The sequence below is a fragment of the Kitasatospora sp. NPDC087314 genome, from assembly GCF_044744365.1.
Lineage (GTDB): Bacteria > Actinomycetota > Actinomycetes > Streptomycetales > Streptomycetaceae > Kitasatospora.
This window is the reverse complement of record NZ_JBIUYE010000027.1, coordinates 16,087-37,750: the sequence shown is the minus strand read 5'-3', so window position 1 is coordinate 37,750 and position 21,664 is coordinate 16,087. Positions and strand designations below refer to the sequence as shown.

Below are 21,664 nucleotides of genomic sequence, written 5' to 3'. Positions count from 1 at the left end.
CTTGTCCGGCCGACGGGCCCTCGGCGAAAGCCCTACTGAGGGACGATCACGTCCTGGGTGCCCGGCACCGTCCCGGCCAGCAGCACCGCGTCCACCGGGACGTTCCGCTTGACGATCGCCAGCGCGATCGGCCCCAGCTCGTGGTGGCGGGCGGAGGACGTGACGAAGCCGAGCGGGCGCCCGTCCGGCTCGGTGGCCAGCCGCACCTCCGTCCCGTGCGGGGGCAGCGTCTCCTCGGTGCCGTCCAGGTGCAGGAAGACCAGCCGGCGCGGCGGGCGGCCCAGGTTGTGCACCCGGGCGACGGTCTCCTGCCCCCGGTAGCAGCCCTTCTGCAGGTGGACGGCGGTGCGCAGCCAGTCCACCTCGTGCGGGATGGTCCGGTGGTCCGTCTCGAAGCCCAGCCGCGGCCGGTGGCCCTCGATCCGCAGCGCCTCGTACGCCCAGACCCCCGCCGCCGGACCGCAGCCTGCGGTCAGCTCCTCCAGCCCGGCGCGCGGCACGAACAGGTCCCGCCCGTACGGGAGTTCGCGCACCGCGGCGGCGCCCTCGACGGAGGCGACGGAGCCCGCCGGCAGGTGCACCACGGCGTACTCGGCGGTCGCGTCGGCGACCTCCACCCGGTAGAAGAACTTCATGCTCTCCAGGTAGCCCAGCAGCGCCTCCTGGGTGCCCGGCTCGACGTGCGCCCAGGTGGTGGTGCCGTCGTCGACCAGGTAGAGCGCGTGCTCGACGTGCCCGTGCGGGGAGAGCACCAGCGCCTCGGTGGCCTCCTGCGGCTCCAGCGAGCTGACGTGCTGGGTGAGCAGCAGGTGCAGCCAGGCGAGGCGGTCCTGGCCGGTGACGGTGATCACGCCGCGGTGCGAGAGGTCGACGAAGCCCGTGCCCTGCGCGAGGTTGCGTTGCTCGCGGAAGATGTCGCCGTAGTGGGCGGCGACGCCCTCGTCGGCACCTTCGGCGGGAACGGCTCCGGGCAGGCTCAGCAGCGGGCTCTTCATACCGGCCAGCTTAGACCGGCCGACAACGGGGCCCGCGGCCTCGTGCGACGGGCCCTACGACCCGCCGTCCGCGAGCTTGGCGGTGCAGTCGGCGCAGCGGCCGAAGATGGCGAAGTGCTTGAGGTCGGTGTCGAAACCGTGCTGCTCGCGCAGGCTCCGGATCAGCGGCTCGGCGATCTCGGTGCCGGTCTCGGCGACCTTGTCGCAGTCCCGGCAGACCAGGTGCAGGTGGTGGTGGCGGCCGGCCAGGTGGTAGGTCGGGGCGCCGTGGCCGAGGTGGGCGTGCGAGACCAGGCCGAGCTCCTCCAGCAGCTCCAGCGTCCGGTAGACGGTGGAGATGTTGACGCCGCTGGCGGTCTGCCGGACGTGGCAGAGGATGTCGTCGGGGGTGGCGTGGTCCAGGACGTCGACGGCCTCCAGCACGAGCTGCCGCTGCGGGGTCAGCCGGTAGCCGCGTTCGCGCAGGTCGGTCTTCCAGTCGCCGGAGAGCTGCCAGTCGGTGGTGCCGGTGTCCGCCACGGTGCTGTCCCTGCCAAGGTCGGGGGTCCTGATGCAAGTGTAGGGACCGGCCCGGGGGCCGATCCCTACCTCTCGTGAAAGCAGTACCGCTCAGCGCAAGGCCGGGCTCACTTGAAGAAGGCGATGCCGTCGTCCGGCAGGTCGTTGATGTCCTTGATCAACTGCGCCGGGCTGAGCACCTTCTTCAGCTGGGCCGACATGTACGGACGCAGCGGCACGTTCGGAGCGGCCTTCTCGCCGACCCAGAGCAGCTCGTCGTTGACGAAGCCGTACAGCCGCTTGCCGCCCGAGTACTCCGGCGAGCCCTCGATCCGGGCCACCGCGTCCGTGGAGACGTCGATCTGCGGCTTGCCGTCGGCCAGCTCGCCGTACCAGATCTCCACCGTGCCGTCATCGCGGACGGAGGAGATCTCGATCCCGCGGGCGCCGCTGGTGCCGTCCTGGTTGCTGGTGATGCGCCAGAACGCGTGCTCGTTCTCCAGCGGACGGACCTTCTCGCCCTCGTTGTTCAGCACCCAGGTGCGGGAGCGGAACTCCAGGAAGGGCCGGCCGTCGTGCCGGATCACGATCTCCTGGCCGAAGTTGCACTTCTCCGTGCCCGGGAAGTCGTAGACGCCCGCGCCCTCCCAGGTGCCGAGGAGGAAGGCGAGCGGGACGACGTCCTTGTGGAGGTCAGAGGGGATCTCGATCATGTTCCTGGTCGCTGTCGTCGTCGGTGTGGGGCTGCCTCAACCGTACGGCAGGATCAGCGCTGGCCCTGGTAGAGCTTCATCACCGAGAAGATGGCGAACCAGGTGATCAGCACGGCCATAAGGGCCAGCAGACCGTCGAAGAACATTTCCAGACCGGACACGGGGGGCTCCCAGGCGGCGACAGTGTGGTGGATTTTGCTGTCGCTCACTCTATCCGCCGGTCATCGGCCGGTCGCGGTGAGCCCCACCACGTCGCCGATCGCGCCGATGTTCCCGCGCCGTCCAAGGTTTCCCCAAGGGATCCCGGGATGACGGCGAGCGGGGGCCGTGGGCGCTCTAAGGTGGCGCCATGTCGAAGAAACTCGTCATCAAGGTCACCGCCGGGGCCGACGCGCCGGAGCGGTGCTCGCAGGCGTTCACGGTCGCGGCGGTGGCCGTCGCCAGCGGGATCGAGGTCTCGCTCTGGCTGACCGGGGAGTCCTCCTGGTTCGCCCTGCCGGGGCGGGCGGCGGAGTTCGAGCTGCCGCACACGGCGCCGCTGCCGGACCTGCTGGAGGCGATCCTCGCCAGCGGCTCGGTGACGCTGTGCACCCAGTGCGCGGCGCGGCGTGGGATCGTGCAGAAGGACACCGTCGAGGGCGTCCGGATCGCGGGCGCGCAGGTCTTCGTCAGCGAGATCATGGCCGACGGCGTCCAGGCCCTCGTCTACTAGCCCCTACTAGCCCGCTACTAGCTCGGCTACCGGCCCACGTCCCCTGGCGCTCTTCTACCGACGTTCCTCGTGGTCGGGGCGGTCCCGGTCGTGGCCGGGCTCGTCCCACTTCGGGTCGTCCCAGCGCGGGTCGTTCCACCAGTCGTCGTCCGGGTCCCGCTTGTTGGCGAACACCGCGGCGGCCGGCGGGATCACCATCGCGACCACGCACATGCCGATCGCGGCGGGCACGGAGAAGAACCTCACCACGCCCCAGGCCAGCACGAACAGGCCCAGACACACGCCCATCATGGCGAAGTAGAAGCGACGCCGCCGCCTTGCCTGCACCTCTCCACGGTACGACCGAGGGCCCCGCCATGGCAGGGCCCTCGGTGAGGTTCGTCCGCGGATCAGACCGCGATCGCGACCTCGACGGCGGTGCCCTGGGAGGCCACCACCTGACGGTCCACGGTCTGGCCCGGCACCAGTGCACGCAGGGTCCACTTGCCCGGGCGGGCGAAGAACCGGAACTGGCCGGTCGCCGAGGTGGGCACCTCGGCCGTGAACTCGCCGCCCTCGTCGAGCAGCCGGACGTAGCCGTTGACCGGCTCACCGTCGCGGGTCACCGAACCCTGGATGATCGTCTCGTTCGCCACGTCAACTCCTGCCAGGTCCGGGCCGCCGGCCTTCGCACCGCACATGTCTTGTCTTCCCTTCTGACGACGGTCGAGCCGCGGGCTCAGTTGCCGAGCTCGATCGGCACGCCGACCAGGCTGCCGTACTCGGTCCACGAACCGTCGTAGTTCTTGACGTTCTCCTGGCCGAGCAGCTCGTGCAGGACGAACCAGGTGAGCGCGGAGCGCTCACCGATGCGGCAGTAGGCGATGGTGTCCTTCGCCAGGTCGATGCCCTCGGCCTCGTACAGGGCCTTGAGCTCGTCGTCGCTCTTGAAGGTGCCGTCGTCGTTGGCGTTCTTGGCCCACGGGATGTTGCGGGCGCTCGGCACGTGGCCGGGGCGCTGCGACTGCTCCTGCGGGAGGTGGGCCGGGGCGAGCAGCTTGCCGGAGAACTCGTCGGGCGAGCGCACGTCGACCAGGTTGAGGCTGCCGATGGCCGCGATCACGTCGTCGCGGAAGGCACGGATCGAGGAGTCGGCGGCCTGCGCCCGGTAGGCGGTGGCCTCGCGGGCCGGCACCTCGGAGACCAGGTCGCGGGAGTCCAGCTCCCACTTCTTGCGGCCGCCGTCCAGCAGGCGGACGTCGCCGTGGCCGTACAGCTTGAAGTACCAGTAGGCGTACGAGGCGAACCAGTTGTTGTTGCCGCCGTAGAGCACGACGGTGTCGTCGTTGGCGATGCCCTTGGCGCTGAGCAGCGCCTCGAAGCCGGCCTGGTCGATGAAGTCGCGGCGGACCGGGTCCTGGAGGTCCTTCTTCCAGTCGATCCGGACGGCGTTGCGGATGTGGTTCTTGTCGTACGCGGAGGTGTCCTCGTCGACCTCGACGATGACGACCTTCGGGTCGTCCAGGCGGGCCTGGACCCAGTCGGCGTCGACCAGGACGTCGCTGCGGCTCATGGTGGTGTTCTCCATCCGAGGGCGGTTTGCGGAAGGTTCTGCTCAGGAGGTGCTGCGCGGCGCCCGGACGACTGCCGTCCGAATTCCTGTCCGAATACTGGGACGGGACGGCGGCCCGGGCCTGCCGGCCAGGAGACTGCGGGGTGCGGCGACGACGGCCGGCCGGGAGGGCCTGGCATGGTCACCGGGAGGATCGGCGTGCGGGCGTCAACTGCCCAGCCAAGACGCCGAGTCAGCGCATTCGACACAGACAGGCGGCCACGCGGCACAGGTCGACCGCCCGCCGCTTCGTGAGATCCGTCTGTCGCTTCATGTCGACGATGCTAGGGACACCGAAGCCCCGCTGTCATCAGCGTACCGAATATTGAGACCAAATGGACCGAATTCTGAGATTTGAGCTTTTCATGGCCGACGGGGTGGCAGGCCGGGGCAGGTCCGGTGGCCCCGGGCGGCACCCAACCGGTGGAAACGGAACCGCTCCGCGACCCGCGCTGGACGGCGCGTCTCGCGGAGCGGAACAGGACGGGAGTGGCGGGGCGGCCATCAGCCCAGCAGCTTGACGCCCTTGCCCTCGAAGGTCAGCTGCAGGCCCTCCGGCAGCGGCGTCGCCCCGTCCTTGTCGGCCAGCTTCAGACCGGCCGGGAGCGAGTCGAGCGTGAAACTCATCGGCTCCAGCCGCTGGTTGGTGAGCCCGGCGACCACGCCGGCCAGCCCGCTGAGCTGGAAGCCGTCCGCGGTCGCGGTGTTGCCGTTGTTGTGCACCGAGCCCTCACCGACCGCGACCGGCCCCAGCGCGGCCCTGATCTTGCCCGGCCCGGCGTACGACAGGGTCAGCCGGGAGTTGCCGCCCACCGGCAGTTTGCCCGCCCCCGACATCAGCTGGGAGGCCGGCGGCAGCAGCTGCGCGAGGTCCGCGTACGAGATCAGGCCGCTGCCGGTGCCGTTGTCCACCGTGGCGCTCTTCAAGCTGTCGCTCACGGTGACGCCGGAGAGCTTGGCCTTGAACGAGTGCAGCGCCACCTGGCGGCCGCCGTCACCGACGGTCAGGCCGTCGGAGGAGATCCGGACGTCGTCCAGCTTCATCGACAGCGCCTGGGTGAGGAACGGGAAGCCCTCGATCGAGACGTCCGGCCGCTGGCTCATCCGGCCGCTGCTCACCATCCGGTCGGCGGCCTGGTCCTCGGCCACGCCGACCGCGATCCGGTCGGCGCCGACCAGCAGGCCGGAGACCACCACCAGGCCGATCGTCGCCTTCAGCCATCCGCGCATCGCTCTCCCCCGCCGTCGCCGGTCGCTGTCGTCGTTCGGTGTCGCTGTTCGTCGGTGTCGCTGTTCGTCGTGTTCGTCGTTCGTGTTCGTCGTGGTCGTTCGCGGCCGTCGTCCGGTGTCCCGCGGAGGCCGCCCGGCCGAGGCCGCTCCCGCACGACCGTACGACGTCCCGCCCCGGAGCATGGTTCCGAGGCGGGACGTCACGGTCGACGGCCGGGGTCAGCCGGCCAGCAGGTCGGTGGCGAGCCAGATCAGCGGCGCGGCCACCGCCAGCGGCAGCGCCACGCCCGCCGTCATGTGCACGAACCGGGACGGGAAGTCGTACGCCGCGACCCGGCGGCCGACCAGCGCCCCCAGCCCCGCCAGCGCGCCCAGCGCCAGCGGCGCACCCACCAGCAGACCCAGCAGCACCGCCGCCAGCAGGCCCAGCACCGGGCCCAGCTGCTTCGGACCGGGCAGCGGCGCCGCGGCCAGCACGGTGGCCAGCGCGACCGCGCCCACCCCGGCCGGCACCCAGTCGGCCACCAGCAGCGTGGTGCACAGCACCGTCACCACCGTGGCCGAGCCGAGCACCGTCAACGCGTAGAACCGCTCCTTCGGGTCCGAGGGGCGGAACGTCTGCAGCACCAGGACCAGCAGGAAGAACCCGCCCAGCGTGCCGACCACCGCCGCCACACTGCCGTCGGAGTCCGCCAGCAGCACCGCCGCGTCCGCGGTGAGCCCGGCCAGCGCGGCGAGCGCGATGCCCTGGCGGGCCGGCCACATCCCGTTCAGCCGGAACCAGCCGGCCGCCGTCAGCACCTGGAGCAGCGCCACCACCAGTGCCAGCGCCACCTGCCCGAGCGCGGCGCCGCCGGCCAGCAGCGCGGCCACGCCGGCGGTGATCAGCGCGGGCTGCAGGCCCGGGTCGATGATCGGCGAGCCGGTCCGGCCGCGCGGGCCGGCGGGCGGCGCCACCGGCGCGGGCTGCGCCGGGACGGCCCCGTACGGCGGCGCGGCCGGGGCACCCGCCGGGCCGCCCGGGGCGACCGGGCGCTTGAGCGTCATGGTCGGCGGGTCGAAGGCGGGGGGCCCCGCGTACGGCGCCGGGGCCGGTGCGGGAGCTGCGGCGGGAGCGGCGTGCCCGGCGGGCGGCTGGGCGGGTGTCCGGGCCGGCGGGGCGGGCGTCCGGGCCGGCGGGGCGACCGGCATCGCGCCGGACACGACCACCGGCGGCAGCAGCGTGGTCGCGGCCGCGTCGTCCATCGGCGGCACGGGCGGCAGCAGCGTGGTGGCCGCGTCCTCCATCGCCGGGACCGGCGGCATCAGCGTCGTCGCGGCGTCGTCCACCGGCAGCTGCCCGTGGCCCGGGTAGCCGTACGGCGGCTGCTGCCCCCGCTGCGGGTACTGCTGCTGAGCCTGCGGGTGCTGCGGGTACTGCTGCGCGTGCTGCCCCTGCTGCGGCTGCGGGTGCTGCCCCTGCTGCGGATACTGCTGCTGGGGCTGCTGCGGCCATTCGCCGTAGCCGCCCTGGTTCGCGTTGTTCATGTCCGTCACGCCGCTCAGCCTCCCGCGAACGGCGGCAGTACCTCGACCGTTCCGCCCTCGGTGAGGGCGACGGTCGCGTGGTCCCGGCCGCCGACCTGGGCGCCGTCGACCAGGTAGGAGCAGTGCCCGAGCAACTGGACGAGCTTCGGCCGGTCCGCGTGCCGCCGCTCGGCCGCCGCGAGCGCCTCCGCCAGGGTCACCGCCTCGTACGGCTCCTCGGCCAGCCCGGCCTCGGACTTCGCGGCCGCCCAGTAGCGGATCGTCCCGCGCACCCGGGCGCCGCTCGCGGGCTCCGTGGTCGCACCCATCGGGCCACCCCTTCTCGTCGTCCTCGCCCGGCCCCGGTACCCCGGTCCGGCTCGCCACCGGGGCGCCCGCCCGACCACCCGAAAGATGGACTCGCACGGCGCCGCCGATGTGCGTCCCATGATGGCGTGTCCCCCGCCACGACCGGCAATCGCCCTGGCCCGGGGCGCCCGGAGGACCGCTCGAAGCTGTGTCCAGGCTCACCCGGCGCACGCCCGGATTGGGCGAACCGCCGGATTCGAGCCCTCCCGGTGCGCAGGCCGGTCGGCTATCCTCGACGTCCAAGAGGGATCCGGGCAGAGTCGCCCCCGGGTCCTTTTGTGCTTTCAGGACGCCAGTACGGACGTTCTTGCGATTCGTCGGCCCACCCCCGGCGCGTCGTGGGAACCGCTCCCCGCCTCACGCGGCACAACGACGTGCCACGGCCGGCCGGGGTGTCGCCACCCGGCGACCGGGCCGCCGCCCGGGGCCGGACCAGACCGGAGGGTTCGCGGGATGAGCAGGGCAGAAACGGTGCGCCAGGGGTTGCGGGACCCTCGGCGCGTGCGCCGTCGCGTCCTGCGCGCCGGCCGATCCTCCGGTACTCCTCAGGCGCCCGTCGTCCTCCCCCTCACCTCAGCACGTGCGCCATCCGGCTGTGGCGGCAGCCGTAACGCGACCGCGACGACCCGGAAAGGGGACTACCGGGTATGAGTTCTCTCCTCCTCCTCACCAACGCGCTGCAACCCTCCGCGGAGGTGCTGCCGGCCCTCGGCCTGCTGCTGCACAACGTCCGGGTGGCCCCCGCCGAGGGATCCGCCCTGGTGGACACCCCCAGCGCGGACGTCATCCTGGTCGACGGCCGCCGCGACCTGCCGCAGATCCGCAGCCTCTGCCAGCTGCTGCGCTCCACCGGCATCGGCTGCCCGCTGATCCTGGTCGTCACCGAGGGCGGCCTCGCCGCCGTCACCGCCGAGTGGGGCATCGACGACGTCCTGCTGGACACCGCCGGCCCGGCCGAGGTCGAGGCCCGGCTGCGGCTCGCACTCGGGCGGCTCCAGGTCGCCACCGACGACAGCCCGATGGAGATCCGCAACGGCGACCTCTCGGTCGACGAGGCCACCTACTCCGCCAAGCTCAAGGGCCGGGCGCTCGACCTCACCTTCAAGGAGTTCGAGCTGATCAAGTACCTCGCCCAGCACCCGGGCCGGGTCTTCACCCGGGCGCAGCTGCTGCAGGAGGTCTGGGGCTACGACTACTTCGGCGGCACCCGGACGGTCGACGTGCACGTCCGACGGCTGCGCGCCAAGCTCGGCGTCGAGCACGAGCAGCTGATCGGCACCGTGCGCAACGTCGGCTACCGCTTCGTCGTCCCGGAGAAGCCCGAGAAGGGCGAGCGCCCGGAGCTCGCCCAGCGCCCCTCGGCGCCGCTGGAGGCCTGACGGAGGCCGGGCGGGGTTCGACCCCGCCCGGCTTGTCCGGTTCGCCCCCTCGGCACCCGCAGTGCACCCGCCGGCAGCCCCAGGACCCACTGCCGACGCGGACGCCACACGCGTAGACTCCCCCCGTGGCCAAAGTGACGCGCGACGATGTAGCCCGGCTGGCTGGTACCTCGACCGCGGTCGTCAGCTACGTCATCAACAACGGGCCGCGCCCGGTCGCGCCCGCGACCCGGGAGAAGGTCCTCGCCGCGATCGAGCAGCTCGGCTACCGGCCGAACAGCGTCGCCCAGGCCATGGCCTCGCGCCGGACCAACCTGATCGGCATGGTCGTCCCGGACGCCCGCCAGCCCTTCTTCGCCGAGATGGCGCACGCCGTGGAACGGGCCGCCTCCGAGCGCGGCAAGCTCGTGCTGATCGGCAACTCCGACTACGTGGACGACCGCGAGGTGCACTACGTCCGGGCCTTCCTCGGCATGCGCGTCTCCGGCCTGATCCTGGTCAGCCAGGGCCCCTCGCAGCGCGCCGCCGAGGAGTTCGCCGCGATGGAGGGCGCGAAGGTCGTCCTGCTGCACCGCCGCCCCGAGGCCATAGACGACGTCGCGGTGGTCACCGACGACGTGGGCGGCGCCGAGGCCGTCGTCCGTCACCTGCTGGAGGTGCACGGGCACCCGCACGTGGCCTGCTTCGGCGGCCCGGTCGAGTCCCCCGCCCCCGGCGACCCGGTCATCGACCACGTCGAGGGCTGGCAGCGCGCCATGGACGCGCACGGCCTGCCCACCGAGCCCCACCTGATCGACGCGCCCTTCCACCGCTACGGCGCGTACGACGTCGCGCTCGACCTGCTGCGCTCGCCGGACCGGCCGTCGGCGATCTTCTGCTCCACCGACGACCAGGCGATCGGCGTGCTGCGGGCCGCCCGCGAGGTCGGCCTGAAGGTCCCGGAGGACCTCGCGGTGGCCGGCTTCGACGACGTGCCCGAGGCCGCGCTCGCCGACCCGCCGCTGACCACCGTCGCCTCCGACCGCGACGCGATGGCCCGGGCCGCCGTGGACCTGGTGCTCGACGACTCGCTGATGGTGCCCGGATCGGACACCGAGCGGGTCCGCAAGTTCCCGTCCCGTCTCGTCATCCGCCGTTCCTGCGGCTGCGACGGCGCCGCCCCGGCCCCGTCCGGGGAAGCGGAGTAGCGGCCTCCGCCAAACCGGCCGCCGCACATCGCCTGACCAGGCTTTATGAGAACCCAACGGGCTTCTCGGACCCTTCTGAGCCGGTTCTCATCCGATCCTCATGCCCCGGGCGGACGTTAGTCGGCATGAGCGAACAGCAGCAGCACCACGACGAGCAGTACGGCCCGTACGAGCCCCGCGTGGTCGAGGGCACCGTCCTCGGCAGCAGCGCCGCCACGACCGCCTACGGGTACCGCGAGGACCACTCCGAAGGCGGCTTCGACGCCCCGCCCCCGCCGCCCATGCCCCCCGCACCGCCCACCGCCGGCCAGCCCGGCGGCCACGGCAACCGCGCCCGGCGCGGCCTGCTGCGCGGACGGCTGGCCCTGGTCACCGCCGTCGCCGCGGTCGCCGCCGTCCTCGGCGGTGTCACCGGCGGGTTCGTCGCCGCCGAGCAGCACTCCTCCGGCACCCGCACCAGCACCGTCGCCAGCCCCGTCTCCGCCCGCTCCGACGGCGGCGCCGACGTGACCGCCATCGCCGCCGCCGTCTCGCCGAGCGTCGTGCAGATCACCGTCAAGAACGGCAACGGCACCGCCACCGGCACCGGCGTCGTCCTCGACACCAGCGGGCGGATCCTGACCAACTACCACGTCATCGACACCGCTGCCGACGGCGGCCGGATCACCGTCACCTTCAAGGACGGCTCCACCGCCCCGGCCACCGTCACCGGCACCGACAAGTCCCTCGACGTCGCCGTGATCACCGCGAGCGGTGCCAAGAACCTCACCCCCGCCACCCTCGGCGACTCCTCCACCGTTGCCGTCGGCGACCCGGTCGTCGCCATCGGCAACCCCGACGGACTCACCGGCACCGTCACCTCCGGCATCATCAGCGCCGAGAACCGCGACGTCACCGTCCAGCTCGACGAGGGCAGCACCAGCAACAACGGCGGCTTCGGCTTCCCCAACCTGCCCGGCCTGCGCGGCAGCCTCCCGCAGCAGAACAGCGGCAGCACCACCACCTACAAGGCCTTCCAGACCGACGCCGCCCTCAACCCCGGCAACTCCGGCGGCCCGCTCATCAACGCCAACGGCCAGGTCATCGGCATCAACTCGGCGATGTACGCCCCCAGCGGCACCAGCTCCACCGCCGGCGGCGGCAGTGCCGGCAGCGTGGGCCTCGGCTTCGCCATCCCGATCAACGACATCAAGCAGGTTCTGCCGAAACTGCAGGCCGGCCAGAACCTGTAAGACGGACAATTACTCCCAGCAGGCCCTCCACCCGACGAGAAAGGGCAGCCGCCCATGACCCCGTCCGCCGACGACCGCACCCCCGCCGAGCCCGGCCACCTGTCCGCCCGGCTGCTCGTGGTCGACGACGAACCCGCCCTCCGGGACGCCCTGGAGAGCAGCCTCGCCTTCGAGGGCTACGAGGTCGCCACCGCCACCGACGGCTACGAGGCCCTGGAATCCGTCGAACGCGACCGGCCCGACCTCGTCCTGCTGGACATCATGATGCCCCGGATGGACGGCCTCACCGCCGTCCGCCGGATGCGCTCGCGCGGCGACACCGTCCCGGTCCTGATGCTCACCGCCCGCGACGCCGTCGGCGACCGCGTCACCGGCCTCGACGTCGGCGCCGACGACTACCTCGCCAAGCCCTTCGAGCTCGACGAACTGCTCGCCCGCGTCCGTGCCCTGCTGCGCCGCAACGCCCTCGCCACCGAGGCCGCCGCCCGCGCCGCCGCCGAGGACGAGAGCGAGGTGCTGGCCTTCGCCGACCTGCGGATGAACACCGCCACCCGCGAGGTCACCCGCGCCGGCAAGCCCGTCGAACTCACCCGCACCGAGTTCATGCTGCTGGAGATGTTCCTCTCCCACCCCCGCCAGGTCCTCACCCGCGAGCAGATCCTCAAGGCCGTCTGGGGCTTCGACTTCGAGCCCTCCTCCAACTCCCTGGACGTCTACGTGATGTACCTGCGCCGCAAGACCGAGCAGGGCGGCATGCCCCGCCTGATCCAGACCGTACGCGGCGTCGGCTACGCCCTGCGCCCGGCCGCCGGCGCCACCACGTGACCTCCGACGCCCCCATCCCACCCCCGCCGCTGGCACCCCCGCTCATCCCCCGCCGCCGGCGCCTCACCCAGTGGTTCCGCTCCCGCTCCCTCCGCAGCCGCCTCATCTTCCTGACCTCGGCAGCGGTGGCGGTGGCCATCGCCCTGTCCGCGCTGGCCTGCTGGTTCATCGTCGAACAGCGGATGTACGGGCTGATCCGCAGCGATCTCCAGAGCATCCGGGTCCAACTCCCCCCGATCAGCCCCAACGACTGCGCCGCGACCCCGCAGTCCGCCCTCAAGAACCTCCAGAACAACTCCCGGCAGCCCCCGGTCGGGGCCTCGGTCCCCCGCGACACCCAGTACGTCCTGCTCAGCCCGTCCGGTCCTCCCCTGGTCTGCCTGCCCATGAGCTCCAACAAGGCGATCCTGGTCCAGACGGACGACAGCAAGGCCCTGAGCCTCAAGCCCGGTCAGTCGATCATCCGGGACGGCCGTTACACCAACGGCAAGCCCGCCATGGTCCTGGTGACCAGTGCCCGCTCGGAGGTCCTCGGTTACCCGACCGCGCTGGTGCTGGTCGCCACCTCCACCCAGGCCGCCGAGGAGTCCCTCCGACAACTCGCCATCCTCCTCGGCGCCGTCGCCCTCGGCGGCATCGCCCTCGCCGCCATCGCCGGCCGCCTGGTCGCCCGGTCCGCGCTCAAACCCGTCGACCAGCTCACCGACGCCGTCGAGCACATCGCCCGCACCGAGGAGGTCGGCACCACCATCCCCGTCCACGGGGACGACGAGATCGCCCGCCTCTCCACCTCCTTCAACTCCATGAGCACCGCCCTCGCCAACTCCCGCGAGCGGCAGACCCGGCTGATCGCCGACGCCGGCCACGAGCTCCGCACCCCGCTGACCTCCCTGCGCACCAACGTCGACCTGCTGATCCGCAGCAACGAGACCGGCCGCCCGCTGCCCCCCGCGACCAAGACCAAGCTGCTGGGCAACATGAAGGCCCAGATGCAGGAGCTCACCGTCCTGATCGGCGACCTGCTCCAGCTGTCCCGCCCGGACTCCCCCAAGCCGGTCCGCAACCTCTCCGTGGTGGCGCTGCACGAGATCGCCGGGCGGGCGGTCGAGCGGGCGAAGCTGCGCGGCCCCGGGCTGGTCTTCGAGACCGCGACCGAGCCCTGGTTCGTGCAGGGCGATGCCGCCGCGCTCGAACGGGCGGTGATCAACCTGTTGGACAACGCGGTCAAGTACAGCCCACCCGGCGGCACCATCGAAGTCCGCCTCCAGCAGGGGGTGTTGACCGTCCGCGACCACGGGCCCGGCATTCCGCCGGACGAACTGCAGTACGTGTTCGACCGGTTCTGGCGTTCGCCGTCCTCGCGGCAGCTGCCCGGCTCCGGGCTCGGCCTGTCGATCGTCGCGCAGAGCGTCCGGGAGGCGGGCGGCGAGGTGTCGCTGGGCCCGGCCGGGGACGGCGGTCCGGGCACGCTGGCCACCGTCCGGTTGCCCGGCGGCCCCGCCCCCGAATGACACAGGACGGGCGGGGCGCCCCGACAGCGCCCCGCCCGTCCTGTGCCGGCTCACGGTCAGTCGATGTCGCTGCCCGGGCCGATGACCTTGATCCGGTCCTGCGCCGGGGCCTTCAGCGGCGAGGCCGCCGAGCTGTGAGCGCCCAGGTAGGCGGTGAAGACGTCCAGGTCGGAGGCGCCGACGAGCTTGTCGGTGCCGGCCGCGAAGGCCGGGAAGCCGTCGCCGCCGCCGGCCAGGAACTCGTTGGCCGCGACCCGGTACTTGGCGGCCGGGTCGACCGGGGCGCCGTTCAGCCGGACCGAGTCGGCGATCAGCCGGTCCGCGCCGGCCTTGCGCATGTCCAGGGTGTAGTGGAGGTTCGAGGACGGCTGGAGGATCTTCGGCGCGGCCTCGTTGGAGCCGCTGACCTGCTGCTGGAGCAGCTGGATCAGCTGGGCGCCGGTCAGCGTCTTGACCTGCATCATGTTGGTGAACGGCTGGACGGTGAACGCCTCGCCGTAGGTCACCACGCCGTCGCCCTCACCGGCGGAGGCCTTGTAGACCAGGTCGGAGCGGATGCCGCCGGGGTTCATGAAGGCGACCTGCGCCCCGCCCTTGTCGGCCGCGGCGAGCCCCTCCTGCTGGGCGTCGGCGATCAGGTCGCCGAGCGGCTTCTCCAGGTCGTTGCTGCCACGGCCGTTGATGTCCGCGCCGATGTAGCCGATCGGACGGTTGGCGATCGGGGCGGCCAGCTTGGAGTAGTGGTCGATCAGCGCCGTCATGTCGGGCGCCTTCTCGACGGTGCGACGCACCACGTGGTTCTCGGCCTTGACCGACGGGCGGACGATCTCGCCGGTGGTCTTGTCCAGCTTCAGGTCGATCTCGGTGTAGAGCCGGCCGAAGGAGGCGGCGCTGGTCACCGAGCGCGGGACGCCGTTGGGGTCGGGGATGCTGCAGGCGTACGCGTTGTGGGTGTGGCCGGTGACGATGGCGCCGATCGACGGGTCGAGCTTCTTGGAGATGTCGACGATCGGGCCGGAGATGCCCTGGCCGGCCGGGCCGCAGTCGTAGTTGTAGACGCCGCTGGCCGGGTAGCCGCCCTCGTGGATCAGCGCGACGATCGAGTTGACGCCCTTGGCCTTGAGCTCGGCGGCGTACTTGTTGATCGTGGTGACCTCGTTGGCGAACTTCAGGCCCTTGACGCCCTCGGCGGTCACGATGTTCGGCGTGCCCTCCAGGGTGACGCCGATGAAGCCGACCTTCACGCCCTGCGACTTGGTCACCCAGTACGGGGCCAGCAGCGGCTTGCCGGTCTTCTCGTCGGTGACGTTGGCCGACAGGTAGTTGAAGTTGGCGCCCTTGAACGTCCGGCCGGGCTCGTAGCAGCCGTCGACCGGGTGGCAGCCGCCGTCCTGCATGCGCAGCAGTTCCTGCGCGCCCTCGTCGAACTCGTGGTTGCCCACCGAGGTGACGTCCAGGCCGAGCTTGTCCATCGCCTCGATGGTCGGCTCGTCGTGGAAGAGCGCCGAGGTGAGCGGGCTGGCGCCGATGATGTCGCCGGCCGCGACGGTGATCGAGTCATCGGCCGGGATCCGGGCCTTGCGCAGCTCGGTGGCCAGGTACTCGATGCCGCCGGCCGGGGTCGAGACCTCCTTGCCGGTGACCGGGTCGATCTCCTTGATGGTGCCGGACGAACCGGCCGGGGGCTCCAGGTTGCCGTGGAAGTCGTTGATCGCCAGCAACTGGAGGTTGACGGTCTTGTGACGCTTGGCGTTGGCGTCGGCGGCCTGGGCGGCCGTCGGCACGGCCACCGTGCCGAACAGACCTGCGGCGGCGACGACGGCGAGCGCCGCGCGTCGGGATCTGACGGAGAGCATGAGGGTCCCCTGCACCTTGGAGGAGCGCCCGCTGTGGACTGGACCGGGCGTCTGGGCGATGTGTTGCGCCTGTGAAGCCTAAGGTCAACGCGCGTAGCTGTCAGGACGTTGAACGTAACGAGAGGATTACCTGCTGACGAACCGTCGCCGTCCGACCGGAGCCGCGACGGTTCCGGCGCGCACGCTCGCACCGTCGGAACGACCGCCCGCCCATCCGCCCGGCCCGGCCGCCCAGGCCCACGACCCGGCCGCTCAGACCCCCGGCTCGGCCGCCAACTGCCGCTCGGCCCGGTCCCGTTCGGCCACCGCGTCCTCGGTCATCGCGCGGTCGGTGTACACCAGCGGCCGCTCGGCCTCGGTGATGATGTGCTTGACCACCTGCACGTTGCCGTTGACGTCCCAGACCGCGATGCCCGGCGAGAGGGTGGGAATGATCTCCACCGCCCAGCGCGGCAGGCCCAGCACCCGGCCGGTGGCCCGCGCCTCCTCGGCCTTCTGCATGTAGATCGTCCGGGTGGAGGCCATCTTCAGGATCGCCGACGCCTCCTTGGCCGCCGCGCCGTCCACCACGTCCGACAGGTGGTGCACCACCGCGACGAAGGAGAGCCCGAGCCGGCGGCCGAACTTCAGCAGCCGCTGGAACAGCTGCGCCACGAAGGGACTGTTGATGATGTGCCAGGCCTCCTCGACCAGGAAGATGCGCTTCTTCCGGTCCGGCCGGATCCAGGTGTGCTCCAGCCACACGCCGACGATCGCCATCAGGATCGGCATCGCGATCGAGTTGCGGTCGATGTGCGAGAGGTCGAAGACGATCAGCGGCGCGTCCAGGTCGATGCCGTCGGTGGTCGACCCGTCGAACATGCCGCGCAGGTCGCCGTCGACCAGGCGGTCCAGCACCAGCGCCACGTCCAGGCCCCAGGACTGCACCTCGTCCACCGCCACGCCCAGCGACTCCACCGAGGACAGCTCGGGGTTGCGCAAGGTGTCGATGATGTCGTCGAGCACCGGCTGGCGGTCCGTCACCGTGCCCACCACGTGCGCGTGCGCGGCCTTCAGCGCGAACCCGGCCCGCTCCTCCAGACCGCGCCCCATCGCCACCTCGACGATGGTGCGCAGCAGCGACAGCTGACCGGTCTGGGTGATCGCCGGGTCCAGCGGGTTGAGCTTCACCCCACCGTCCCGGGCCGCCATCGGGTCGAGCCGGACCGGCTTTATGCCCAGCGCGTTGGCGATCAGGTTCCACTCGCCGACGCCGTCCTCGCCCTGCGCGTCGAGCACCACGACCTGGCGGTCGCGGAACCTCAACTGCCGCAGCACGTACGTCTTCTCCAGCGCCGACTTGCCGTTGCCGGACTCCCCGAGCACCAGCCAGTGCGGGGCCGGCAGCTGCTGCCCGTACAGCTGGAAGGGGTCGTAGACGTACCCCTTGCCGCTGTACACCTCACGGCCGATGATCACGCCCGAGTCGCCCAACCCCGGCGCGGCGGTGGGCAGGTAGACCGCCTGCGCCTGGCCGGTGGACGTGCGCACCGGCAGCCGGGTGGTCTCCACCTTGCCGAACATCAGGCTGGTGAACGCCTCGGTGAGGTTGCCGAGCGCCATGTGCGGCCTCCTGGTCTGGTCGGCGGGCGGTGGTGAGGGCAGACGGTCCGGGCGTCAGCGGCGGATGCCGGTGGCGAACGGCAGGGTGTTGACGAAGGCCCGGTGGTGCTCGCGGTCGCACCACTCCAGCTTGAGGTAGCTCTTGCCGGCCGAGGCCCGGATGGTCCGCTTGTCCCGGGCCAGCGCGTCGGGGTTGCGCGAGGACACCGTGATGTAGCCGACCAGGTTCACGCCGGCCGCGCCGGAGGCCAGGTCGTCGCCGCGCTGGTCCACCCGGCCGGTGTGCGCCAGGTCGCGCGGGTCGACCGTCCGGTTCATCTTGGCCGCGCGGCTGGCCTCCGCCTCGTCGTTGGTCTTCTCGGTCAGCATCCGCTCGATCGCGACGTCGGTGGGCTCCAGGTCCATCGTCACCGCGACCGTCCGGATCACGTCCGGGGTGTGCACCAGCAGCGGCGCCAGGAAGTTGACCCCCACCGGGGTCAGCGGCCACTCCTTGACCCAGGCGGTGGCGTGGCACCACGGCTCCCGGGTCGCCGACTCGCGGGTCTTCGCCTGCAGGTACTGCGGGTGGGTCGCGTCCAGCTCGGCCGGCCAGGCGTTGCGCCGGGACATCGCCTGGATGTGGTCGATCGGGTGGTCCGGGTCGTACATCGAGTGCAGCAGCGAGGACAGCCGGGCCTGGCCCAGCGGCTGGCGCACCCGGATGTCCGCCTCCGCCAGGCGGGCGCAGATGTCGGTCAGCTCGCGCGCCATCACGGCCGCCAGCCCCTCGTCGTCCCGGGCCCGCCGACCGTTCGCCGTACGGCCCATCGCGTGCGCCTCGGCCGCGAGGTCGCGGGTGTAGTGCATGCAGGCCACCAGGTACGCCCGGTGCTGCTCCGAGGAGGTCGACACCATCGACTGCAGCTGGTCGTACGACTCCTGCAGCCAGCGCGGCGCGTCGTGGTCACCGCGCCGCTCGACGTCCTTCGCGTGCGCGTCCGGGTCGGCCGGCAGCGTCCGGGCCAGGATCTGCAGCCGGGTCACGAAGCCGTCCCCGTTGGCGACGTGCTTCAGCAGGGTGCCGAACCGGTCGACCAGCGCCTCCTGGTCCTCCGAGTCGCGCAGGCCGACGCCCGGGCCCTCGATCTCGATCGCGGCCGTCACCGTCCGCCGCTCCAGGTGCATCAGCACCCCGACCTCGTCCGGCCCGAACGGCGCGGTCAGCCAGCGCAGCCGCCCCACCCCGGGCGGCGGACCGACCTCCACCTCCCGGCCGTCCATCCGGGTGCCGGCGTCCATCACGTCCGAGCGCCACACCGAGCGGCCGTTGCGGACCGTCCGGCGGTAGGTGCGGTTGATCTCCGCCCACTTGTAGAACGTCCGCTTGCGGTACGGCACGTACACCGCCGCGATGGCCACCAGGGGCAGGCCGATCAGACCGCCGATCCGCAACGGCAGGATCGGCATCAGCAGGCCCCAGAGCATGCCGAGGAACGCCCCGAAGATGATCAGCATGATCTCGCCGGACTCCCGGTTCCGGCCGATCGGCGCGTTCGGGCGGGCCTTGCCGATCAGGTAGGTGCGGCGCTGGTGCACGTACGGCTGGGCGTACTGGGCGCCGTACTGGCCGAGCGGTTCGCTGCTCACTTACCCGTCACCCTCCCTTCGCTGAGTTGCTGTCGCGGTTCGGAACCGAGCCCTGCGGAGGCCCGGCCTGCGGCGGTGGGGCCGGCGTCCGGCCAGCGTGCGCGGCGATGCCGGGCGCGACGGAGCCGCCGCCCGCGCCCCCACCGCCACCACCACTCGCACCGACCGGACCGCGGTCGCCGTGGGTGGTGATGCCCTGCTTCATCAGGTTCGCGGTGCCGTTGATCATCGCCGAACCGGCCGACACCGCGCTCGCCCGGGCGCTGCGCATGTTCAGCAGCTCGTCGCCGAAGCCCGGCACGAAGCGGTAGACGGCGGCGCTCGCGAAGATCGACAGGAACAGGATCGCCAGACCGGACAGCACCCGCGCGAAGTCGTCGGTGGCCCCGGCGCCGGTCGCCACCGCGCCCGCCAGGCCCAGGATGACCACGATGATCGGCTTCGCCAGGTCCACCGCCACCATCACCCCCGCCCACCGGCGCACGTGCTTCCACAGCTGCTTGTCCACCAGCCCCGCGTACACCGCCGTACCCAGCAGCGCGCCCACGTAGAGCATCGCCGCCCGGATCAGCAGCTCGATCCAGAGCACCGCCGCCGCCAGCACCGCCACCAGCGACACGATGATCAGGATCAGCGGGCCGCCGCCCATGTCCCCCTTCTCCAGGGTGTCGGCGAACCCGCCCAGGTACGTCCCGGTGTCGGACTTCGTCCCCACCGCGATCGCCTTGGTCAGCCCGTCCGTCACGCTCACCACGGTGTAGAGGATCAGCGGCGTGAACGCGGACGCCACGACGGTCAGCCACAGGAAGCCGATCGCCTCCGTGAACGCCGTCGTCAGCGGCGCCCCCCGCACCGCCCGCTTCGTCACCGCCAGCAGCCACAGCACCAGCGTGATCACCGTCGACACGGCGAACACCACCGCGTACTGCTGCAGGAACGACGCGTTGGTGAAGTCCACCTGCGTCGTCCCGTCGATCGCGCTCGACAACTTCCGCACCACCCAGGCCGCCGCCTGGGCACAGCCCTTGGCCAACGACCCCAGCGGATCGGTCACGCTCCCGACGGTGCCGCCGCCGGGGAGCGAACCGATGCCGGGTTTGTCCACGCAGAGGATGCCGTTGCCGGAGATCGGCAGGTCGGGGCAGTTGGCGCTCGGCGTCGCGGTGGGGGTCGGCGTCGCCGTCGGCGACGGCTCGGCGAACACCCGCTGGGCCGCCAGCAGCGCCGTGACCTGCAGGCCGACGAGCGCGCCCGCCAGTGTGCCCGCTCGGCGTGCGACGGGGCGGTGCGAGGTCTGGTCAACGGGCATAGCGGAACCCCCCGAACTGCTGGACGGCGCCGGTGATCTCGTCGGCGGTGGCGGCCTGCTGGTCACCCGGCATCGGCGCGGGCCCCTGCTTGCTGGTGAAGTCGGTGAGCTTCCAGTCGCTGCCCGTCCAGTGGAGCGAGAGCGTGAGGGTGAACCAGGTCGTCGTCACGGGCTGGACGGAGTGTTCGCCGGCGAGGCCGGTGAGGCCGGTGCACCAGACCTCGACCTTGGTGTCGGCGTCGCTGTAGCCGGTCGACTTGGTACCGACCGGGACGGTACGGCTGACGAAGGTGAGGCCCTTGGGTGCGCGGCCCTGGGCGTCGAGGCCGTAACGGGAGGCGGTGTCGCCGCCGAACCCCTGGTCCAGCCGGCTCTGCAGCGCCGGGGCGGCGGCCGGGTCGGCGATGGTGGAGACGATGGTGTGCCGGCTGTCGGTGCGGAACATGTCCGCGGAGCCGATCGCCACCGCGTAGTTGGCGGCGGCGGACTGGGCGCCCTGGTCGGTGTGCGGGTAGCCGGACCCGATGCCGTTGGTGGTGGTGCCGACGGGCTGGTCGCCGCTGGGAGCGGGGCCGGCGCCGGTCGGCGCGGTCGGGGCGGCACGGTCGGCGGAGGAGCCGGTGCTGCCGGGGTCGGCCTTGCCGCGGTTGGCGATGGAGATGGCCACGATGAGCAGGGTGACGACGACGAGGACCGTCAGCAGGGTGCGGAGCGGGCGCGCCTGACGCTGGGTCGGCTGGGAGGAGGGCTGTTCGCCGACCGGCAGCCGCGTACGGGTGTGCGGCTGGTCGTCGGACAACGGCACGGCGGCCCTCCTGGTGCGGGGAGCCGGGGCGGCTCCAGGGGCCCTCCGCCCGTGGGCGGGCGCGGACGGAGGGTGGGAACGGGGGTGGACTGCTGGCGGGCGGGCTCGGGGCGGTCCGGGACGGGCGCCCGACCTCGGGCTCGCCTGCCTACTGCTGTCCGATCGTCAGACCGCCATGCCGTAGACAATGGTGAACAGAGTGCCGAGTGATCCGATGATGAACACGCCGGTCAGGCCGGCGACGATCAGCCCCTTGCCCTGCTCGGCGCCGAAGCTGTCGCGCATCGCGGTCGCACCGATCCGCTGTTTGGCCGCCCCCCAGACGGCGATGCCGAGGCAGATGAGGATGGCGACGGCCATGACGACCTCGACCATCACCCTGGCCTCCGAGCCGAGGCTCGCGAACGGACCCCAGTCCGGGGCGATCCCGCCGATGATGGTGTCGATATTCGGCTTCTTTGGAGGGTCCTCGGCCAGGTGGCCGATCGCGTTCGTGTGCACGCTGCTCAGGTTCATTTCCATCTCACCGCCCGATCAGGCAAATTCAAGGGCCCTGACCCCGCCCGCGCGAAGGGTCGGTACCTATTCTTGGCCAGATCTGATGTCGACTTGGCTACTTCTCGCGGATTGGTCGTGAGGACTCGGCCACGTACGCGAGGATGTCCACCGTACGAAGGATAGCGCTCACTCTTTGTATCTCTGATGATTGCGGTGA

22 protein-coding genes are annotated in these 21,664 nt (G+C 71.9%); 6 read left to right on the top strand and 16 right to left on the bottom strand.

The features are described 5' to 3' along the window. Window positions 1-32: 32 nt before the first annotated feature. The 3 genes from ACIO5E_RS38185 to ACIO5E_RS38175 all read right to left on the bottom strand — a co-directional run bounded on the left by ACIO5E_RS38185 (window position 33) and on the right by ACIO5E_RS38175 (window position 2,206). Entirely contained in the window at window positions 33-995 is a 963-nt protein-coding gene (locus ACIO5E_RS38185) for a YgfZ/GcvT domain-containing protein (RefSeq protein ID WP_400676897.1), read from the bottom strand. Window positions 996-1,049: 54 nt separating this feature from the next. Next, the gene (locus ACIO5E_RS38180) at window positions 1,050-1,514 is read right to left on the bottom strand and encodes a Fur family transcriptional regulator (RefSeq protein ID WP_400676894.1); all 465 of its coding nucleotides are present in this window, start codon (window positions 1,512-1,514) and stop codon (window positions 1,050-1,052) included. Between the two features lie 107 nt (window positions 1,515-1,621). Beyond that, a complete protein-coding gene (locus ACIO5E_RS38175; protein ID WP_280685447.1) occupies window positions 1,622-2,206 on the bottom strand; it encodes an FABP family protein in 585 nt (194 codons plus the stop codon). A 349-nt stretch (window positions 2,207-2,555) separates the two neighbouring features. Here ACIO5E_RS38175 and ACIO5E_RS38170 point away from each other — a divergent pair, with 349 nt between their 5' ends. Next, window positions 2,556-2,918, top strand: coding sequence for a DsrE family protein (locus ACIO5E_RS38170; protein WP_400676892.1), 363 nt, complete (start codon window positions 2,556-2,558; stop codon window positions 2,916-2,918). Window positions 2,919-2,972: 54 nt separating this feature from the next. On the opposite strand, the gene ACIO5E_RS38165 is transcribed toward ACIO5E_RS38170, so the two are convergent. The 7 genes from ACIO5E_RS38165 to ACIO5E_RS38135 form a co-directional block, all read right to left on the bottom strand. Next, the gene (locus ACIO5E_RS38165) at window positions 2,973-3,245 is read right to left on the bottom strand and encodes a DUF3099 domain-containing protein (RefSeq protein ID WP_400676890.1); all 273 of its coding nucleotides are present in this window, start codon (window positions 3,243-3,245) and stop codon (window positions 2,973-2,975) included. A gap of 62 nt (window positions 3,246-3,307) precedes the next feature. Continuing rightward, entirely contained in the window at window positions 3,308-3,598 is a 291-nt protein-coding gene (locus tag ACIO5E_RS38160) for a DUF1416 domain-containing protein (RefSeq protein ID WP_030059605.1), read from the bottom strand. A 38-nt stretch (window positions 3,599-3,636) separates the two neighbouring features. After that, window positions 3,637-4,470, bottom strand: coding sequence for a sulfurtransferase (locus tag ACIO5E_RS38155; RefSeq protein WP_280685444.1), 834 nt, complete (start codon window positions 4,468-4,470; stop codon window positions 3,637-3,639). Between the two features lie 232 nt (window positions 4,471-4,702). Further along, window positions 4,703-4,783, bottom strand: a complete 81-nt coding sequence (locus tag ACIO5E_RS38150) for an Ms5788A family Cys-rich leader peptide (RefSeq protein ID WP_350517234.1) — start codon at window positions 4,781-4,783, stop codon at window positions 4,703-4,705. A 230-nt stretch (window positions 4,784-5,013) separates the two neighbouring features. Beyond that, window positions 5,014-5,739 (bottom strand): DUF2993 domain-containing protein, encoded by a 726-nt coding sequence (locus ACIO5E_RS38145; protein ID WP_400676887.1) that lies wholly within the window; start codon window positions 5,737-5,739, stop codon window positions 5,014-5,016. Between the two features lie 219 nt (window positions 5,740-5,958). Beyond that, the gene (locus ACIO5E_RS38140) at window positions 5,959-7,275 is read right to left on the bottom strand and encodes a hypothetical protein (protein WP_400676885.1); all 1,317 of its coding nucleotides are present in this window, start codon (window positions 7,273-7,275) and stop codon (window positions 5,959-5,961) included. 5 nt (window positions 7,276-7,280) lie between these two features. Then, complete coding sequence (locus ACIO5E_RS38135) at window positions 7,281-7,574, bottom strand: MoaD/ThiS family protein (RefSeq protein WP_400676883.1); 294 nt, start codon at window positions 7,572-7,574, stop codon at window positions 7,281-7,283. A gap of 687 nt (window positions 7,575-8,261) precedes the next feature. Here ACIO5E_RS38135 and ACIO5E_RS38130 point away from each other — a divergent pair. The 5 genes from ACIO5E_RS38130 to ACIO5E_RS38110 all read left to right on the top strand — a co-directional run bounded on the left by ACIO5E_RS38130 (window position 8,262) and on the right by ACIO5E_RS38110 (window position 13,748). Next, complete coding sequence (locus ACIO5E_RS38130) at window positions 8,262-8,993, top strand: response regulator transcription factor (protein ID WP_280685441.1); 732 nt, start codon at window positions 8,262-8,264, stop codon at window positions 8,991-8,993. 125 nt (window positions 8,994-9,118) lie between these two features. Beyond that, complete coding sequence (locus ACIO5E_RS38125) at window positions 9,119-10,180, top strand: LacI family DNA-binding transcriptional regulator (protein WP_400676880.1); 1,062 nt, start codon at window positions 9,119-9,121, stop codon at window positions 10,178-10,180. A 125-nt stretch (window positions 10,181-10,305) separates the two neighbouring features. Continuing rightward, window positions 10,306-11,412 carry a S1C family serine protease gene (locus ACIO5E_RS38120; protein WP_400676878.1) on the top strand — a complete coding sequence of 369 codons (1,107 nt, stop codon included), beginning with the start codon at window positions 10,306-10,308 and terminating at the stop codon, window positions 11,410-11,412. Window positions 11,413-11,466: 54 nt separating this feature from the next. After that, window positions 11,467-12,237: a response regulator transcription factor gene (locus tag ACIO5E_RS38115; RefSeq protein WP_280685438.1), complete on the top strand. Its 771-nt coding sequence runs from the start codon at window positions 11,467-11,469 to the stop codon at window positions 12,235-12,237. Continuing rightward, complete coding sequence (locus tag ACIO5E_RS38110) at window positions 12,234-13,748, top strand: sensor histidine kinase (RefSeq protein ID WP_400676875.1); 1,515 nt, start codon at window positions 12,234-12,236, stop codon at window positions 13,746-13,748. The genes ACIO5E_RS38115 and ACIO5E_RS38110 overlap by 4 nt, the downstream gene beginning before the upstream one ends. A gap of 56 nt (window positions 13,749-13,804) precedes the next feature. On the opposite strand, the gene ACIO5E_RS38105 is transcribed toward ACIO5E_RS38110, so the two are convergent. The 6 genes from ACIO5E_RS38105 to ACIO5E_RS38080 form a co-directional block, all read right to left on the bottom strand. After that, window positions 13,805-15,604, bottom strand: coding sequence for a bifunctional metallophosphatase/5'-nucleotidase (locus tag ACIO5E_RS38105; RefSeq protein WP_400676873.1), 1,800 nt, complete (start codon window positions 15,602-15,604; stop codon window positions 13,805-13,807). A gap of 252 nt (window positions 15,605-15,856) precedes the next feature. Next, window positions 15,857-17,206, bottom strand: a complete 1,350-nt coding sequence (locus ACIO5E_RS38100; RefSeq protein WP_400676871.1) for an ATP-binding protein — start codon at window positions 17,204-17,206, stop codon at window positions 15,857-15,859. 54 nt (window positions 17,207-17,260) lie between these two features. Then, window positions 17,261-18,835, bottom strand: a complete 1,575-nt coding sequence (locus ACIO5E_RS38095) for an SCO6880 family protein (RefSeq protein WP_400676868.1) — start codon at window positions 18,833-18,835, stop codon at window positions 17,261-17,263. Window positions 18,836-18,842: 7 nt separating this feature from the next. Beyond that, window positions 18,843-20,144: a hypothetical protein gene (locus tag ACIO5E_RS38090; protein WP_400676866.1), complete on the bottom strand. Its 1,302-nt coding sequence runs from the start codon at window positions 20,142-20,144 to the stop codon at window positions 18,843-18,845. Continuing rightward, window positions 20,134-20,949, bottom strand: a complete 816-nt coding sequence (locus tag ACIO5E_RS38085; protein ID WP_400676863.1) for a hypothetical protein — start codon at window positions 20,947-20,949, stop codon at window positions 20,134-20,136. The genes ACIO5E_RS38090 and ACIO5E_RS38085 overlap by 11 nt, the downstream gene beginning before the upstream one ends. Window positions 20,950-21,114: 165 nt before the next feature. Further along, window positions 21,115-21,465, bottom strand: a complete 351-nt coding sequence (locus ACIO5E_RS38080; RefSeq protein WP_280685431.1) for a hypothetical protein — start codon at window positions 21,463-21,465, stop codon at window positions 21,115-21,117. Between the last annotated feature and the right edge of the window lie 199 nt (window positions 21,466-21,664).

Excerpts from the sequence above, each read along its gene's own strand:
- ACIO5E_RS38185 (WP_400676897.1), bottom strand. The coding sequence starts at position 995 with ATGAAGAGCCCGCTGCTGAGCCTGCCCGGAGCCGTTCCCGCCGAAGGT.
- ACIO5E_RS38175 (WP_280685447.1), bottom strand. The coding sequence starts at position 2,206 with ATGATCGAGATCCCCTCTGACCTCCACAAGGACGTCGTCCCGCTCGCC.
- ACIO5E_RS38170 (WP_400676892.1), top strand. The coding sequence starts at position 2,556 with ATGTCGAAGAAACTCGTCATCAAGGTCACCGCCGGGGCCGACGCGCCG.
- ACIO5E_RS38160 (WP_030059605.1), bottom strand. The coding sequence starts at position 3,598 with ATGTGCGGTGCGAAGGCCGGCGGCCCGGACCTGGCAGGAGTTGACGTG.
- ACIO5E_RS38155 (WP_280685444.1), bottom strand. The coding sequence starts at position 4,470 with ATGAGCCGCAGCGACGTCCTGGTCGACGCCGACTGGGTCCAGGCCCGC.
- ACIO5E_RS38150 (WP_350517234.1), bottom strand. The coding sequence starts at position 4,783 with ATGAAGCGACAGACGGATCTCACGAAGCGGCGGGCGGTCGACCTGTGC.
- ACIO5E_RS38145 (WP_400676887.1), bottom strand. The coding sequence starts at position 5,739 with ATGCGCGGATGGCTGAAGGCGACGATCGGCCTGGTGGTGGTCTCCGGC.
- ACIO5E_RS38135 (WP_400676883.1), bottom strand. The coding sequence starts at position 7,574 with ATGGGTGCGACCACGGAGCCCGCGAGCGGCGCCCGGGTGCGCGGGACG.
- ACIO5E_RS38130 (WP_280685441.1), top strand. The coding sequence starts at position 8,262 with ATGAGTTCTCTCCTCCTCCTCACCAACGCGCTGCAACCCTCCGCGGAG.
- ACIO5E_RS38120 (WP_400676878.1), top strand. The coding sequence starts at position 10,306 with ATGAGCGAACAGCAGCAGCACCACGACGAGCAGTACGGCCCGTACGAG.
- ACIO5E_RS38115 (WP_280685438.1), top strand. The coding sequence starts at position 11,467 with ATGACCCCGTCCGCCGACGACCGCACCCCCGCCGAGCCCGGCCACCTG.
- ACIO5E_RS38105 (WP_400676873.1), bottom strand. The coding sequence starts at position 15,604 with ATGCTCTCCGTCAGATCCCGACGCGCGGCGCTCGCCGTCGTCGCCGCC.
- ACIO5E_RS38100 (WP_400676871.1), bottom strand. The coding sequence starts at position 17,206 with ATGGCGCTCGGCAACCTCACCGAGGCGTTCACCAGCCTGATGTTCGGC.
- ACIO5E_RS38090 (WP_400676866.1), bottom strand. The coding sequence starts at position 20,144 with ATGCCCGTTGACCAGACCTCGCACCGCCCCGTCGCACGCCGAGCGGGC.
- ACIO5E_RS38080 (WP_280685431.1), bottom strand. The coding sequence starts at position 21,465 with ATGAACCTGAGCAGCGTGCACACGAACGCGATCGGCCACCTGGCCGAG.